Below are 15,335 nucleotides of genomic sequence, written 5' to 3'. Positions count from 1 at the left end.
ATTGTTCCGGATGAGCGCTTAGTACGGTGCGTTCGCGGAGTCGTGGGCGTCGGCGGTCTGCGGATCACTGCTGCGTGGAGGCTCGGCACCTCCGTTGTCGTCTGGAGGCTCGGCGTCAGCGCCGTGGCCTGGATGGTCGGCGTCAGCGCCGTCGCCTGGACCGTCATCGCCATCGCCGGGGCCGCCGTCGGGGACGAGGCGGAAGGCCGCCCAGACCGCGACGCTCACGAGGGTGAACGCCGCGAAGGCGATCGCCCAGGGCGAGAGCAGCGACGGCACCTGAACCCAGCTGGACGGCAGCGGGAGAAGCACTAGCGCGAAGACCGTGGCCGCGACCGCGTAGAGGCCGATCCAGACCGGCTTCGACCAGGTGAAGACGATCCGACCGTCGAGGAAGGTCAACGGAATCAGAGCGATGACCGGAGCGGTGAGCGTCTCGACGGCCAGACCCGTCAGCACTTCTGACAGAAGCTGGTTGCCGAACGTCGTGGCGCCTTGGCCCTGCATTCCGAGTGCGCTGTAGGTGAGCCAGGCGCCGACACCGAGGCCCATCATGGCGAGCGTCACGCTGACCGTCAGTTTGGCCTCGCCGTCACGCCGCAACCTGCCTGCGACGCCTACGCCGATCTCGACCCCGAGTATGAGCCCGAACACGATGCCCGGCTGCAGGTCTGCAAAGCGGGAGATGACCACGGTCACCGCCATGAGCGCGAGTGCCCACGGACGAAGAACGATCTCGCCAGCGGCCCGATAGGCCGCGTGGGCGTGGATGCGTGTCACGAACACACCGAGGTAGTTCACGAGCAGGAGCACGATGGTCAGGCCCAGGACGAGCCGCATCGAGCGAAGGTCGAAGCCGGTGCTGGGGTCGGCGAACGACATGATGACAGCGGCACCCACGAGCAGCCCCAGCTGGCGCTGCCACGATGACGTCGACCCCGGTATTCGACGCCGAACGGCAGCAGCCGCACGCTCGACCGGGGACACGATGGGCGCAAGGCGGTGATAGTTCTCACGGATGGTCGACTGCAGCAGTTCGGCAGGAAGCGCGAGCAACAACAAGAACCCTGCCGCGACGATCGCGAGCGAGGCCGCGGCCGGAACAGTGAAGTTCAGCGCGCCGAGAGAACGCATCGAGGTTCCGAACACCGTCGGCGCAGCCCACTCGGCCCCGCTGAACGGGCCGGACCACAGGCTGGCGAACGCGGCGCTGATTCCGCCGGCCGACCCTGCGGCGCCAACCTGCTGCTGCGCATCGGCGGTGCCGTTCAGGTGGTTGCCAACCCCGCCGGAGGCACCGTCACGTCGCGAGTCGGCGCCGTCGGCGCCATCTGCGACGCCGGCTGCTCCGCTCGCGCCGCTGGGGGATGCGCCGGTGCCCGCAGTCCTACTCGACCCCCCTGCCGAATTCGACCCTCTCGACGAATCGGCGCCTCCCGGAGGAGCCGACGCGCTCGTGCCCGCGTCGGCGGAGCCCGAATCACCCGCGCCCGTCGTACTCGAAGAACCCGCCTCTGCGGCACCGGATCGGCCGCCGTTATCGGCGCCCGATGCGTCTCCGCCCGGCGCTGACACAGCGGAGTTGCCTCCCCCCGAGGCATCGCCCTGCCCGCTGGTGACCGGTGCAGCGGGCGAACCCGGATCGAGCGGAGCGACCGGCATCACAGGAACGACGGGCGTCACCGGTGTCACCGGATCGACCGGCGAAACCGGAGTTATCGGCACGATCGGAGTGATGGGCGCCGCCGGCAGCGGTTCGTAATCGAACCCGACGGTCGTCGAGGGGGCGGATTCGAATGCCGTATACGTCACCGTCTGAACGGCCGACAGGCTGTTCGACCCCGCATCGGCGTCGGTCAGCGAGAAGTCGCAGCTCCAGGTTCCGTCGTCGGCAGCCATGACCGAGCAGGCCATGACACCGCCACGCAGCACCGTGACCGTCGCGGCCGGCGCGCCGCTACCCGTCACGACCACGGGCCCGGGCGACGTCGATGCGTCGACCGTGGCACCCTCGACAGGGGAGGTTATGGAAGGCGGATTCAACGCCCCGAGCGTCTCGGTGACCGTCTCAGCGCCCGAACGAACAAAAACGGTGTCGTGAAAGTCGGGCAGAGAGGTGACTTCGCACGACCAGCTCGAGTCGGGTTGAGAGACGGTGGTGCAGAGCGTGGTCTCGGAACCCGAATCGTCGTCGATCGTCGCCACCGTCGACACGGTGATCGTCTGCCCCGATGCGGCGTCTCCGGCGAACACGACGTCGACTGCCGAAGACTCGTCAGCGATGAACACCGAACCCGCCGCCGGCGAGGTCAGCGAAAGCGGAGTGGGGTCAGCAGCGGCACGCTCGGCACCCGCGCCGACGGCGAGACCGAATGCTGGCACGGCAAGGGCAGCGGCGACACCACAGACCACCAGCGAACGAACCCACTTCTTCATGAGCAAAACTCTACTACGATCCACCGGCGGTGTTGAGCATGTTTCAGCGAACGTTCGGGCGATGCAGAGCGCACGCCCGAACGCACGCGGAGGGCGCGAGAAGGGCCCGCCCCGGGCATCCGGAGCCGTCGCCACCGGCGCCCTTAGACTGGGCGCATGGCGATCCTCGCGACAGTCTTCATCGGCATCACCGCGCTGCTGCACGTGTACATCTTCGTGATGGAGAGCATCCAGTGGCGCACCCCGGCTATCTGGAAGCGCTTCGGGCTCACCAGCCAGGCCGACGCCGACACGACTGCACCGCTCGCCTACAACCAGGGCTTTTACAACCTGTTTCTGGCGATCGGCGCCGCAGTCGGGCTGGTGCTGTACTACTCGCCCGCAAACGAGGCGGGGTTCGCGCTCGCCGCTTTCGCCTCGGCCTCGATCGTCGCCGCCGCCCTGGTGCTGCTCAGCACGGGCCGCGAACGTCTTCGCGCCGCCGCGTTGCAGGGCGTGCCGGCCCTGTTCGGGCTCGTGTTTCTGCTCATCGCGGGAGTGCACCCCTGAACGGCGCCGCCCCGACAGGCGCAACCCCGACGGGTGCAACCCCGGCCGACGCAATTGCCGACGGCACAAGCCCCGCAGCCACGCCCGGCACCCTAAGCACCACGGGCATCCCAAGCGCGCCCGGCATTCCCGGCGTCGACGTTCCCGATGCGCGCGGGCGCACCGGCCTCGACGCGATTCCCGAAGACCTGCCCGCGAACCCGAACGTCAGAGTCACACGCGTGAAACTGCTCTCGTCGAACTGGTTCGTGCTGCGAAACACGACCTTCGAGTTTCGGCACCGTGACGGCCACTGGAGCACCGAGCGGCGCGAAACCTACGACCGCGGCGACGGGGCCGTCGTGCTCCTCTACAACGTCGAGCAGCGTACCGTGCTGCTCACGCGGCAGTTCCGCTACCCGGCGTACGTCAACGGCCACGCCGACGGGTACCTGCTCGAGGCGCCCGCCGGCCTGCTCGACGACGACGATCCGCTCACGGCAATCGTGCGCGAGACCGCAGAAGAGACGGGCTTCGCCATCGTGGGTGCCCGGCATCTCTTCGACCTCTACATGAGCCCGGGCTCCGTCACTGAGAAACTGCACTACTTCGCAGCTCGGTTCACCTCGGCCGACCAGTCGGGTCACGGCGGCGGACTCGCTCACGAGGGCGAAGACATCGAGAAAATCGAACTCGACTTCGACGAGGCGCTCGCCGCCATCGGCAGTACGATCGTCGACGCCAAGACGGTCGTCTTGCTGCAGTGGGCGGCCACGAACGGCCTGTCCGACGCCTGAGTCGGCGAAGCACGACCGTGCGAAACGCCGGGCCCAGAGCGTCAGCGCTCAGCGCCCGGACTCAACGTGCCTGCACTCAGCGAGCCGGACTCAGCGCGCCTCGACTCAGCTCGCCAGGCTGACCGCGGCCACGACGAGCGCGCCCGTGCCGCCCAGCAGCACCACGGCAGCGCTCACCCGAACGGCGACGTTGCCGCTGAACTTCTGCCACCCGCTGGTCAACTCCGGTCGGGAGAAGTCTTTCGGCCTCAGACTGCGCCGGGTCGGATACTGTGTCTGGGGGGCAGGAGTAGGCATTTCGACAATTTTGCCCGAATCATCGTCACTTGTCAGTCCCCCTTTTAGGAGGGCCCCCGTTCGGAGGGCAAAACGTGCACGGATCGCCCCCCGCGGCCAAGCGAGTGCTGCGCGTCGACAGCACCAGCGGGGCAGTGGATGCTCTGCTCCCCCTCATCGCAGAGGCCCAGGCCCGGGCATCCCTCGCCGAGCCGCCCGCAGGCTCCCCCGCCGCGCGGCCCGAACGCTCCCCACGCTCCCCTGCCTCCCCCGCCTTCGCCGGCCCCGTGCTGCTGATCGACGGCCGCTCCGGATCGGGTAAGACCGTGCTGGCGACCGCCCTCGCCGCCGCCCTCGACGCACAGCTGGTGCACCTCGACGACATCTATCCGGGTTGGAGCGGCCTCGACGCCGCCAGCCAGCACGTGCACGACGAGCTGCTCGCCGGCGAGCCACCACGGTGGCAGCGCTGGGATTGGGCCGGCGAACGACCTGCGGAATGGTCATCCGTCGACCCGCGCCGACCGCTCGTCATCGAGGGCATCGGAAGCCTGAGCCGGGCGAACGCGGGGTCCGCCACCTTCGCGGTGTGGCTCGAACTCGACGATGCAACTCGCCGTCGGCGGGCGCTCGATCGTGATGGTGCGGCGTACGAACCGCATTGGCAGATGTGGGCCGCGCAAGAAGACGCTTTTCTCGCGCGGGAAGACCCTGCCGCGCTCGCCGACGTGGTCGTCGACTTCACGGCACGCTGACGCCGCCGCTCACGCCCGTCGCCGCCGCTGACGCGCGCGGCCGCTACCGCCCACGCCCGCCGCCGCTACCGCCCGCCGCCGCGGCCGCTACCGCGAGCATCCGCCGCCCGCCGGTCACGCGCCAGTCGTACCGCTCTCGATACCGAGCGCCGCGACGGCGTCGCGAGCCGTCTGCATGCGCAAGTCGATGACTCGGCCGATCTGCCGTGCCAGCGACGGATACTCGCTGATGAGCCTGTCGACCGCGCTCGTGGTGATTCGCAGAACGGTCGTGGTTCCGTCGGCGACGACCGACCCGGGGTCGACCTGGCGGCTGAGCGCCATGAGCCCGAAGAATTCGTCTGCGGCGAGCGTGAGATACCCCACGTCACCGAGCGGAGTGGATGCCGACAGTCGCACTGCGCCGTCGATGACGAACCGAAAGGCGTCGGGTATCGTGCCCGGAACGTGAATGATCTCGCCGTGACCGTACTGCTCGAGCCGGCACTCGGCCGGAAGCCAGGAGTGGTCTTCGACCGTGAGCTGCAGGCGCGTGCCGACCGCAGCGATCGCCGATTCGAGCCGCTCTGGTGTCTGCACCGGGTCGGTCGCGTCGCCGTCGAGCGCGAGCCCGGCGCGGCGGGCCGCGTACCAGAGCCACGCCAGAAACAGAGCTGCCGCCGCCGGCGCTTCCGCCGGCCCGGTGACCGGAATCGAGATCGAATACGTGGCACTCCCGGCGTACGACGATTCGATCGCCTGCGAGCGCTGCCGCATCGGCAGCCCGGCCGCGACCTTCTGCATCAGATCGAGCACCTGATGCGGCGGATCGTCGGTCGAGAACTTCACCGTGGCTTCCGACATGAACGCGCCCGGCGCCTGGCTGAGGTTGGTGAACGAAGCCCCGGCGAGCGACGCGTTCGGAACGATCTGAATGCCGTTGCCCGTGTCGATGTGCACCGCGCGCCAATTCACCTCGACGACACGACCGACCACCTTGCCGGTGTCGAGCCAGTCTCCGAGCTTGAAGGGCTGCTCGAACAACAACAGCAGACCCGAGATGACCGAGCCCACCGCGTTCTGCAGCGCGAGGCCGATCACGATCGACGTCACACCGAGCGCTGTGATCAACCCTCCGACGTCGGCATCCCAGACCCACGAGAACAGCAGCGCGAGGCCCACGAGAATGAGGCCCAGACGGGCCAGATCGATGAAGATCGACGGCAACCGCTCTCGCCAGCTGCCCTCTTCGGGGTTGCCGAACAGCACCACGTTCACGCTCGACAACACCAACAGAATCACCAGGAAGCCGAACGCCGTCGCCACCACCCGGGTCCACGTGAGCTCGACGGTGCTGTTCGAGGCGAGGCTGAGCAGAGCGAGCAGCGCCCCGACCGGCAGCACGAGGTTGCGCAGCAGGCGCACGGGCTTGGCTGCCGGATGCTCGCGCCGCACCAGCCACGCCAGCACCTCCGTGAGAATCACCAGCAGAATCGGCAGCCCGATGGCAATGGTCAGCGCGAGGCCGAACCACGGTTCATTCCAGATCTGCGCCATGATTCGCCGCCTACTGGATCTTCCACACGGTCTGAACCCCGTCTGACGTTTCGACGGTGCCCGCCTCGACGAAACCGACGGCGTCGCGCATCTGGTCGCGCACCGACTGGCTCACGAAGATGCCTGCGGCACCGGATGCCCGGCGAACCCGGTTCGCCAAGTTCACCGCCTCACCCCACATGTCGTAGGCGAGGCTCGTGCGGCCCACCAGACCGCTCGAGACCGTTCCGGCGTCGATGCCGATACGCAGGCTCAGCTCGGTTTCGTGCTGGGCATTGAACCGCTCGATGATCTTGCGGATCTCGAGGGCGAATTCCACCATGCGTCTCACATTGTCGACCCGGGGCACCACGAGACCGCAGCTGGCCAAGTAACCCTCGCGCAGGGTACGAACCGTCTCGACACCCATGCGAGCGGCGGCCTCGTCGAAACTGGCGACGATGCCATTGAGCAGCGACAGCTCTCGCTCGGGCCCGAGGTCCGCGGCGAAGTCGTTGTAGCCGATGAGGTCGGCGAACAGCACCGAGACGTCTTGGTGCACGTCGGTGATGGTCTCCTCGCCCTCTTTGTAACGCTTGGCGACGGCGGCAGGCATCAGCGTGCTGAGCAGCTTCTCGTTCTCGCTCGATTGTTCGTCGATGAGCGACTGTTTGATGCGCAGCGACCTGGACATGTCGTTGAAGGCGTTGCCCAGATCGCCGAATTCGTCTCGCGCGCCCTGCGGCACTTCGACCGCGAGGTCGCCCGCAGCGACCTGTCGCACGGCGCTCACCAGGCGCCGCACCGGGCGGGCGAACACTTGGGCGAGCACCAGCGAGAGCAGAGAGACCACGAGAATGAGCGCCACGATCGAGAGGATCAAGTTGCGCGTGAAGTCGTTCACCGCCGCAAACGCCTCACTGGTGTCGATTCGCGCGACAATCACCCACTGCAGCCCCGGAATGTCGAGCGGTGCGTAGGCGACGATGTTCTCATTGCCCAGGTATCCCGTGTTGATGAGGGTTCCGGTTTGGCCGGCCAGGGCGTTCTGCACTGCCGTTGTGTGCACCGGTTGGATGAGGATGCTGCCCTTCACCTGCACGGCACGCGCGGCCACCTCGGGCGGAGTGCCCACTGCAATCGCGTCTTTCTGGTACTGCTCGGGGTTCTCGATGAGCTCCCGTGACACGGAGCGCATCAGCTGGTCGGGCCCGGCGAGAAACACTTCGCCCGTCTGCCCCATGCCTGCTTCCGCCCAGTTCTGGTCGGAGGTCATGATGGAGTTGATGGCGTCGATCGGCACCTGCAACGCCATCACCCCGCTGGCGACGCCATTCTCGCCGACGGGCGACATGATCCACGCCACGGGAGCACCGAGCGACGGCTGGTAACGCTCGAAGTCCGTGATTCCCACATAGTCGACCTCATTGGAGTGCAGGGCCTCCTGATAGCCGGTGGCGAGGCTCGTGCCCTTGTACGGACCCGAGTCGAGGTTGGTTCCGAGGTCGACGTTCTTCTTCGCCGAGTAGACCACGTGGCCGTCGGTATCCATCAGCAGGGCGTCGCCGTACCCGAAACGCTGGATGATCTCGCGAAAGTAGTCCTGATAGGCGGCGTTCGCGGCCGACCAGGCGCTGCCGTCGGCGGCGTCTTGGGTTGCGAGTGCTTTTGTGCCGTCGAGACCCGGATCGGTGTAGTGCGACTGCAAATACACCTCGGCCGGATCCGCCGGAATGAAGGCCGCAGGATCGGTGTCGGCACCAGATCGCTGGGCCAGCTGCGGTGCGAAGGTGTTGGTGTACAGAGCATCGACTTTCGACGTGTCGGCCGCGCTGGCCGGCTTTGTCTGCAGCTCGTTGTACCCGGCGGTGAACGCCTTCACGGCGTTGATCGCCGTCGTGCCGCGGGTGTAGACGACGAGCGAGTCTTCGGTGGTCTTGAAGAAGTCGGTGATCTGTGTGGCCTTCGACTGACGCATCTCGGTCACCCGGTCGAAGGCGGCCTGTCGCAACGAATCAGAGCCCGACGCGTACCCGACGAGACCGACGACCAGCGACGAACCGATGCTCACCCCGAGCAGCATGACGAGCAGCTTCGACTGGATGCTGAACCCCGGTCGCCTCGAATTCGACGACACTCCCGTAGCCAAGCGGTTCGCCAAAAGAGCTGCCTTCCCCCACGAGCGGCCCCCGCACCTGTGACGGGTGTGACAGGTGTTGGAGTCGCATACTTCTCTTGATTATGACGTAACCGCGCTTCTACCGAAATCACCCCCGAACGAGGCACACGCTGCGACACCGGACACGGTACAGACCGCGGCACTGAGCTCGGCACCGAGCGCGGCCGGCGATGCACTGCGCGCACGGCTCAGGCCACGCTCGGGCGCGGCTTGCGAATACCCTCACGCCAGAGCAGCTGCAGCATGCTCGGTTGCACCTGAACCGTACCGACAGCCATGACTTTTCGAACGAATGTCGGGTCGCTCGCCTGCGCCAGCAGACTTGCAGCAAGGTCTGCCCGCGACGTGAATTTGCTCTTCACGAAGTTTTCGGCCACGGCATAGTCGGTCGCTTGCGGAGTCTCGAACAAACCAGAGGGCCGCACGATGGTGAAGTCGACGTCGCTCGCCTGCACGACCTGCTCCATCCGCCTCATGTCGGCGTACAGGGTCTTACCCATCACGGTGACGAGATACCCCTGAAGCACCTTCTCGAAGAACCACCCGCCATGTGCGCCGGCACTCGGGTCGACCGCGCTCGAACTCACGCAGATCAGCCTCTTCACCGCTGCAGCGTGCATCGCGCGGAGGATCGCCTCGATTCCTGCCGAATACACCGTGATCGGCGCCTTGCCGAACGGCACCCCGAGCGTGGAGATGACGACGTCGTGGTCGGCCACGGCGCGCTCGACGGCCGCCACGTCGTACACGTCACCCTCGACGACAGCGACCCGGGCATCCGGCAGCCGAAGGCCGGGCACACTGAACCCGGCGGGATGTCGGGTGAACGCTGTGACCGCATGCCCGGCCGCGACGGCGTCTCTCACGACGAGTCGCCCGGTGGGGCCATTGCTGCCGAACACGATGATGCGCATGGTCTTCTGCTCCTTGAACGAGTACGCTGCCGGGTACACTGTTGTCAACATTCCATATAATACGAGAACCATACCATATGTCTTCTGAAATACCACTCGACCCTCGGCAGAAGCGACGCGCCGCGACAGCCGTTCGAGACGACTTGCGCAACCTCCGAGTGCAGCTCTCGATGCTGAACTACCGCGTGGGTGCCCGCGCTGAACTGCGCGACATCGACCTGGACTGCCTCGACCTCATCTCGCAGAACGAGCCCATCGGTGCGAGCTCGCTCGCGCGACTGGCCGGTCTGCATCCCGCCACCATGACCGGAGTGATCGACCGACTCGAGCGTGGGGGCTGGGTCGTTCGCGAGCGCGACGCCGCCGATCGGCGCGCGGTCGTGCTGCGCACTCAGCCCGATCGCAGCCGCGACATCTACCGGCTCTACGAGGGCATGAATGGCCTGATCGATCAGATCTGCGACCAGTACGACACCGACGAACTCGTGCTGATCGCCCAGTTCCTGCAACGCGTCACCGCGGCAGGAGTGCGCGCGACCGCCGACCTCGACGAGCCGAGCACCTGAACACCAGACCACCTGACCTGAACAAGACCGGCCGACTACGAGGAGAGACACATGGGCAGACTCATCTATTCGAGCATCATGTCGATCGACGGCTTCACCGCCGACACGTCGGGCGCGTTCGACTGGAGCGCACCCGACGAAGAGGTGCACGCCTTCGTCAACGACCTGCAGCGCTCCGTCGGCACCTACCTGTACGGGCGCCGGATGTACGGGGTGATGTCGGTCTGGCAGACCTGGGACACAACGGATGAACCACCCGTCATCGCCGACTTCGCAACCCTCTGGCGCGGAGCCGACAAACGGGTCTACTCCGCCACCCTCTCCGACTCCGCCATCTCGACTCCGCGCACGCAACTCGTGCGGAGCTTCGACGTCGAAGAGATTCGTGAGCTCAAAGTCAGTTGCGCCCTCGACCTCTCGATCGGCGGCCCGGGCCTGGCCGCAGCCGCCATCCGCGGCGGACTCGTCGACGAGTACCAGCTCTTCTTCTCCCCCATCGCCGTCGGCGGCGGTAACCCCTTCTTTCCCGCCGACGCCCGGGTGCCCCTCACCCTCCTCGAGACGCGCCAGTTCACCAACGGCGTCGTCTTCGTGCGTTACGGCGCACTGTGAGGTTGTAGTCAGGTGGGGCAGGTAGCGTTTTCGAATCGCTACGGCGACACCCGAACGCACCCCTGAACCCGAAAAGCAGATTTGCGCCGCTCTACCTACCAAGCTCCTGACGCCCACGCCACTCCCTCGGCGCCGGCCCATCCGAATCGTCGACGCTCGGCGGCTCGCATCACGACGGCAACCGCAACCGCCCCGGGCGACGAGGCGATCGAGTCGGATTCGCTGCGGGGGTCAGCAGCCCGGGCATCCGCACCGCGAGCATCCGCAACTCGGGCATCCGCAACTCGCGCATCCACCCGGCGCGCGGCGGCGCGACGCGAGAAGCGGCCCGTGTTCGCCGTAGCGATCGCGTGCTTCAGTCTGCTGCCCGTGTTTCTCATCGCACCCGCGGCGAATGCGGGCGAACTGGATGCCCGTGCTGCCGCCGGCACTCTCGCCCCCGGGCCGACCGCAGCGCAGGTGCTGGCGGCCGGTGCATCCGTCGGCGGCGTGTCAGCCGACCGCGACGACTACACCGTGAACAAGCCCACCGAGGCGACGATCGCGCCCGGCAGCTCGACGAACAAAGACTGGGCGGCGCTCGTGCTGGTCGACGGCGGCTGGCCCGCCTCCGACAACAACGTCACCGTGATTCTGCAGTGGATGGACTCCGAGAACAGCCCGCAGAGCTGGTGGCTGCGCAACAATCCGCTGAATAACGGCTACGGATCGGGCGGCGGCGCAGGTTTCGGCAGCTACCCCGAGCTCGTGACAGCCGCCCGCGACGCGGCGCTGAACCTGGGCACGAACTCGGTCTACTCGGAGATCATCGCGGACTTCGCCGCATCCGCCCCGGTCGCCACCACCGTCGCGGCCATCGAAGCGTCACCGTGGGCGAGCTCGCACTACGGCTACGGCAGCATCTGGCACGGCGTCGACGTGCCGATCGTGGCTGCTGATTCGTCGGCCTGGTAGGGCCGAGCAGAGAGCACAGTGGCCTGGTAGGGCCGAGCGCGCCTCAGTCGTACGCGACAGCGTCGCTCACGAAGTCCTCGTCGAGCGTCGGAATCGTCGCCGTGATCACCGACCCGTCGGCCCGCAGGCTGCCCTCGATGTCACTCGTCGTCGGAGCCCCTTCGAGCACCGGCCCGTCGTCGACGAGCTTGACCGTCGAGACCGATCCCGCCACGACCTGCACACGCTTCTCGCGCACGTAGACCAGCACCGACTCGCCCTCTTCGATCTCGAACGTCATCACGTCGGCGCACACCGTCACGTGCAGTCGCGCGCCCAGAATCGTGACGTTGAATTCGAGCGTCTCCCATTCTTCGGGCAACCGCGGGTCGAAGGTGAACGTGCCGAGGTAGTCGCGCATGCCGCCGAACCCGAACACGAGCGCGCTCCACACCCCGCCGGTCGACGCGACGTGCACGCCGTCCGCGCTGTTGTGGTGCAGGTCGCCGAGGTCGACGAACAGGGCGGTCGTGAAATACTCCAAGGCCAAGTCGCGGTAACCGACTTCCGCCGCCACGATCGACTGCGTTGACGCCGACAGCGTCGAGTCTCCCGTCGTCAGGGCGTCGTAATACTCGAAGTTCTTGCGCTTCTCTTCTTCGGTGAACTCGTCGCCCTGCAGCAGCAGCGCCAGCACCACATCGGCCTGCTTGATGACCTGAAAGCGGTAGATCACGAGCGGATGGTAGTGCAGCAGCAACGGATGCTGCGAGGGCGGAGTGTTCTCGAGATCCCAGAGCTCTTTCTCGAGAAACTGGGAATCCTGCGGGTGGATGCCCAGCTCTTCGTCGAACAGAATATGCATCGCCTCGCCGGCCGCAGCCCACTCCACGATCTCGTCTTCACGCAACTCGAGCCTCAGAGCGAGACGTTCGAACTCCTCGGGATCGGTCTGCTGCACCGCTCGCAGCCGCCGAACCGCCGCGCGCAGGTTCGCCCGGGCCATCACATTCGTGAACAGGTTGTCGTTGACGACCGTCGTGTACTCGTCGGGCCCGGTCACGCCATGGATATGGAACGAACGGTTCTCGTGACCGCGCCAGAACCCGAGATCGGCCCACATACGAGCGGTCTCGACGAGAATGTCGATCGCGCCGCCGGCGATCAGAAAGTCCACGTCGCCGGTCGCCGAAACGTACTGCGAAAGCGCATGAGAGATGTCGGCGTCGATGTGGTACTGCGCCGTTCCGGCCGCGTAATACGCTCCCGCTTCGAGCCCGTTGATGGTGCGCCAGGGAAAGAGAGCGCCGCGCTGGTTGAGTTCACGCGCCCGCTCACGGGCGAGGTCGAGCATCCCGTGCCGGAAGCGCAGCGCGTTGCGGGCGACCTGGGGTGATGTGTAGGTGAGAAAGGGCAGCACGTAGATCTCGGTGTCCCAGAAGTAGTGACCACCGTATCCCGACCCCGAAACGCCCTTCGCGGCGATTCCGCCTCCGTCGGTTCGAGCCGTCGCCTGGGCGAGCTGAAAAATGTTCCACCGTGTCGCCTGCTGGATCGCCGGCTGGCCGGGCACCCGAACATCCGACCGCTGCCAGAACGCGTCGAGCCACTCGCGCTGTCGGTCGAAGACGTCTTCGATCGGCGACGCGGCGATGCGATCGAGGGTGCGGTCGCAGCGGTCGGCCAGCCCTCGCGTCGGCACGGCTTTCGACGTGTGATAGGCGATCGTCTTCACCAGGCGAATGGGCACGCCGGCCTGGGCGGTGATGCTGTACACCTGCTTGGCGAGGTCGTCGTCGATCTCCGAGTGCTCGCTCCACTCGTTCTGAGTTTCGAGCGCGTGCTGCGCACCCACCGCGAGCGTCATTCCCGAGTTCGCAGCGCGATAGCCGAGAATGAACCGGCCATCGTGCGCGCTCTTGAAGCGCGGCTGCAGCACTCGGTCAGAGAAGGCGGCCGCACGCCGTGGGTCGTCGATCGGATGCTCGGAGGCGGCCGCGGCTGCGTACTCGTCGACCCAGTCCTGCCGGTTGAGAATCTGGCTCGACAGCACGATCGACGCATCGGCGTCGAGCATCGTGACCTCGTACTCCACCACGGCGAGGTGCCGGTCGGTGAACGACGTCAGCCGGCGCGACCTGATCAGCACACGCTTGCCCGACGGAGCCCGCCACACGAGTTCCCGCGCGAGCACCCCGTTCTGAAAGTCGAGCCGGCGTTCGTAGCTGACACAATCGGCCTCGGCCAGAATGAACGGCTCGTCGTCGACGTACAACCGAATCAGTTTCGCATCCGGAACGTTCACGATCGTCTGGCCGACCCGCGCGAATCCGTAGGCCTCCTCGGCGTGGCGAATGGCCCAGGTGTCGTGGTAGCCGTTGATGAAGGTGCCGTTCGAGTAGCCCCCATAGCCCTCTTCGGCGATGCCGCGCATGCCCAGATAGCCGTTACCCACCGCGAACAGCGTCTCGGTGTGCCCCTGGTCACCCGCATCGAACTGCGATTCGGTGAGGGCCCATTCGTCGAGCGGAAAGCGGTACCGGTCAAGTGGGTCAGAGCTGACAGGGTTCATGGAAAGGCCTCTTTTCGAACGTCAGGCAAGTGGATGCTCGGCTGCTCCGCGGGGTCTGAGCGGTGTGAGCGGTTCAGCTACTTCGGCAGGGGGTGACGACGTCGTCGACCAACTCGGCTAGATCGGAAACAACAATATCGGCCCCGGAGGCGAGCAGACCATCCGCGCCCACGCCGCGGTCGACGCCGACCACCAGGCCGAAGGCTCCTTCACGCGCGGCTTGCACGCCGGAGTGCGCGTCTTCGATCACCGCACACTCGGCAGGGGTGAGGCCGAGCAGCTCGGCGGCGTAGACGAACGTATCGGGGGCCGGCTTACCGGGAAGGCCGGCGTCGGTGGCGACCAAGCCGTCGACGACGATCGTGAAGCGGTCGTCGAGCGCAGCCGCGGCGAGAACGCTCACGGCATTTCGCGAGCTCGACACCACAGCGACCTGCCGGCCCGAGCGAATCGATGCGTCGAGAAAGTCGACCGAACCAGGGTAGGCGATCACCCCGTCGGCCTCGAGGGTTTTGAAGAACTCGTCGTTCTTGCGCAGGCCGAGACCCCACACCGTGTTGCTGCCCGGCGCGTCGTCGGGCGTGCCTTCAGGCACCACGATGTCGCGCGAGGCGAGCAGCGCGCGCACCCCGTCGACGCGCGGGCGCCCGTCGATGTAGGTGTAATAGTCGTCGTCGCTGTACGCCGGCGCGATGCCGCGCTCGGCCAAATACGGTGCGAACAGCCGCGACCAGGCCACCACGTGAATGTCGACCGTGGGCGTCAGCACGCCGTCGAGGTCGAAGAGCACGGCCTTGATCGGGTCGAACGGTGAAGCATCATCGGCTGGCACGGGTACTCAACTCCTCGAAAGATCGGTCGGTCACCATCGCCCGCTGATCACACCATAGTGGGTCTGAGTTACGCTCCCGTTACGGCCGATCTCTTCGTTCTCGGTGCGTACTCAGCGGGTCAGCAGCCCGGCGCGCTCCGGATGCTCGTCGAACCACTGGCCGACGTACCAGCACATCGGAATGACGCGGTACGCGGTGTTCTGCTCGACATCGTCGATGGCGAAATCCACGACCTCCCCCGCAAACCCCTGGCCGCGCTTTTTCGGGTCGGTGAACGTGTGCGTGAACGAGATGCTCTCGGGTCCGAGCACGTAATCGGCGGCACTCACCAGCGCTCCGTCGACACGCAGCAGGTACCGCTTCTTCTCGGTGTCATGGATCAGTTCGTGCGCCATGCCTCCATGCTACGTCTGCTCGCT

Annotated in this window: 14 protein-coding genes; 6 read left to right on the top strand and 8 right to left on the bottom strand. The window is 66.6% G+C overall.

What is annotated here, in order from left to right; translation table 11 throughout:
* Nucleotides 1-18: 18 nt before the first annotated feature.
* The gene (locus LQ955_RS20065; protein ID WP_304961288.1) at nucleotides 19-2,436 is read right to left on the bottom strand and encodes a hypothetical protein; all 2,418 of its coding nucleotides are present in this window, start codon (nucleotides 2,434-2,436) and stop codon (nucleotides 19-21) included.
* Between the two features lie 156 nt (nucleotides 2,437-2,592).
* Here LQ955_RS20065 and LQ955_RS02215 point away from each other — a divergent pair, with 156 nt between their 5' ends.
* Both LQ955_RS02215 and LQ955_RS02210 read left to right on the top strand, forming a co-directional pair.
* Nucleotides 2,593-2,985: a DUF1304 domain-containing protein gene (locus LQ955_RS02215; RefSeq protein WP_231026613.1), complete on the top strand. Its 393-nt coding sequence runs from the start codon at nucleotides 2,593-2,595 to the stop codon at nucleotides 2,983-2,985.
* Nucleotides 2,986-3,206: 221 nt separating this feature from the next.
* Nucleotides 3,207-3,761, top strand: a complete 555-nt coding sequence (locus tag LQ955_RS02210) for an NUDIX domain-containing protein (RefSeq protein WP_313788376.1) — start codon at nucleotides 3,207-3,209, stop codon at nucleotides 3,759-3,761.
* Between the two features lie 105 nt (nucleotides 3,762-3,866).
* Here LQ955_RS02210 and LQ955_RS02205 read toward each other — a convergent pair whose 3' ends face one another.
* On the bottom strand, nucleotides 3,867-4,058 hold the full coding sequence (locus LQ955_RS02205; RefSeq protein ID WP_231026612.1) for a hypothetical protein: 192 nt from the start codon (nucleotides 4,056-4,058) through the stop codon (nucleotides 3,867-3,869).
* A gap of 74 nt (nucleotides 4,059-4,132) precedes the next feature.
* Here LQ955_RS02205 and LQ955_RS02200 point away from each other — a divergent pair, with 74 nt between their 5' ends.
* A complete protein-coding gene (locus LQ955_RS02200; protein WP_231026611.1) occupies nucleotides 4,133-4,792 on the top strand; it encodes a nucleoside/nucleotide kinase family protein in 660 nt (219 codons plus the stop codon).
* 114 nt (nucleotides 4,793-4,906) lie between these two features.
* Here the strand turns inward: LQ955_RS02200 and LQ955_RS02195 are convergent, their stop codons facing one another.
* From LQ955_RS02195 to LQ955_RS02185, 3 genes are all read right to left on the bottom strand, one after another.
* Nucleotides 4,907-6,328, bottom strand: a complete 1,422-nt coding sequence (locus LQ955_RS02195) for a mechanosensitive ion channel domain-containing protein (RefSeq protein ID WP_231026610.1) — start codon at nucleotides 6,326-6,328, stop codon at nucleotides 4,907-4,909.
* Between the two features lie 10 nt (nucleotides 6,329-6,338).
* Nucleotides 6,339-8,444 carry an adenylate/guanylate cyclase domain-containing protein gene (locus LQ955_RS02190; protein ID WP_231026609.1) on the bottom strand — a complete coding sequence of 702 codons (2,106 nt, stop codon included), beginning with the start codon at nucleotides 8,442-8,444 and terminating at the stop codon, nucleotides 6,339-6,341.
* Between the two features lie 230 nt (nucleotides 8,445-8,674).
* Nucleotides 8,675-9,451: an NAD(P)-dependent oxidoreductase gene (locus LQ955_RS02185; RefSeq protein WP_231026608.1), complete on the bottom strand. Its 777-nt coding sequence runs from the start codon at nucleotides 9,449-9,451 to the stop codon at nucleotides 8,675-8,677.
* Between the two features lie 26 nt (nucleotides 9,452-9,477).
* On the opposite strand from LQ955_RS02185, the gene LQ955_RS02180 reads away from it, so the two are divergent.
* The 3 genes from LQ955_RS02180 (at nucleotide 9,478) to LQ955_RS02170 (ending at nucleotide 11,532) form a co-directional block, all read left to right on the top strand.
* A complete protein-coding gene (locus tag LQ955_RS02180) occupies nucleotides 9,478-9,966 on the top strand; it encodes a MarR family transcriptional regulator (protein ID WP_231026607.1) in 489 nt (162 codons plus the stop codon).
* A 51-nt stretch (nucleotides 9,967-10,017) separates the two neighbouring features.
* Complete coding sequence (locus LQ955_RS02175; protein WP_231026606.1) at nucleotides 10,018-10,578, top strand: dihydrofolate reductase family protein; 561 nt, start codon at nucleotides 10,018-10,020, stop codon at nucleotides 10,576-10,578.
* Nucleotides 10,579-10,659: 81 nt separating this feature from the next.
* Nucleotides 10,660-11,532, top strand: a complete 873-nt coding sequence (locus LQ955_RS02170; protein WP_231026605.1) for a hypothetical protein — start codon at nucleotides 10,660-10,662, stop codon at nucleotides 11,530-11,532.
* 43 nt (nucleotides 11,533-11,575) lie between these two features.
* On the opposite strand, the gene LQ955_RS02165 is transcribed toward LQ955_RS02170, so the two are convergent.
* From LQ955_RS02165 to LQ955_RS02155, 3 genes are all read right to left on the bottom strand, one after another.
* Nucleotides 11,576-14,083, bottom strand: a complete 2,508-nt coding sequence (locus LQ955_RS02165) for a glycoside hydrolase family 65 protein (RefSeq protein ID WP_231026604.1) — start codon at nucleotides 14,081-14,083, stop codon at nucleotides 11,576-11,578.
* A gap of 73 nt (nucleotides 14,084-14,156) precedes the next feature.
* Complete coding sequence (locus LQ955_RS02160) at nucleotides 14,157-14,915, bottom strand: HAD family hydrolase (RefSeq protein WP_231026603.1); 759 nt, start codon at nucleotides 14,913-14,915, stop codon at nucleotides 14,157-14,159.
* Nucleotides 14,916-15,026: 111 nt separating this feature from the next.
* Nucleotides 15,027-15,311: a GNAT family N-acetyltransferase gene (locus LQ955_RS02155; RefSeq protein WP_231026602.1), complete on the bottom strand. Its 285-nt coding sequence runs from the start codon at nucleotides 15,309-15,311 to the stop codon at nucleotides 15,027-15,029.
* Nucleotides 15,312-15,335 lie beyond the last annotated feature (24 nt).

The sequence above is a fragment of the Subtercola endophyticus genome, assembly GCF_021044565.1.
Lineage (GTDB): Bacteria > Actinomycetota > Actinomycetes > Actinomycetales > Microbacteriaceae > Subtercola > Subtercola endophyticus.
Note: the sequence above shows the minus strand (reverse complement) of the source record. Positions and strands in the feature narration are given on the sequence as shown.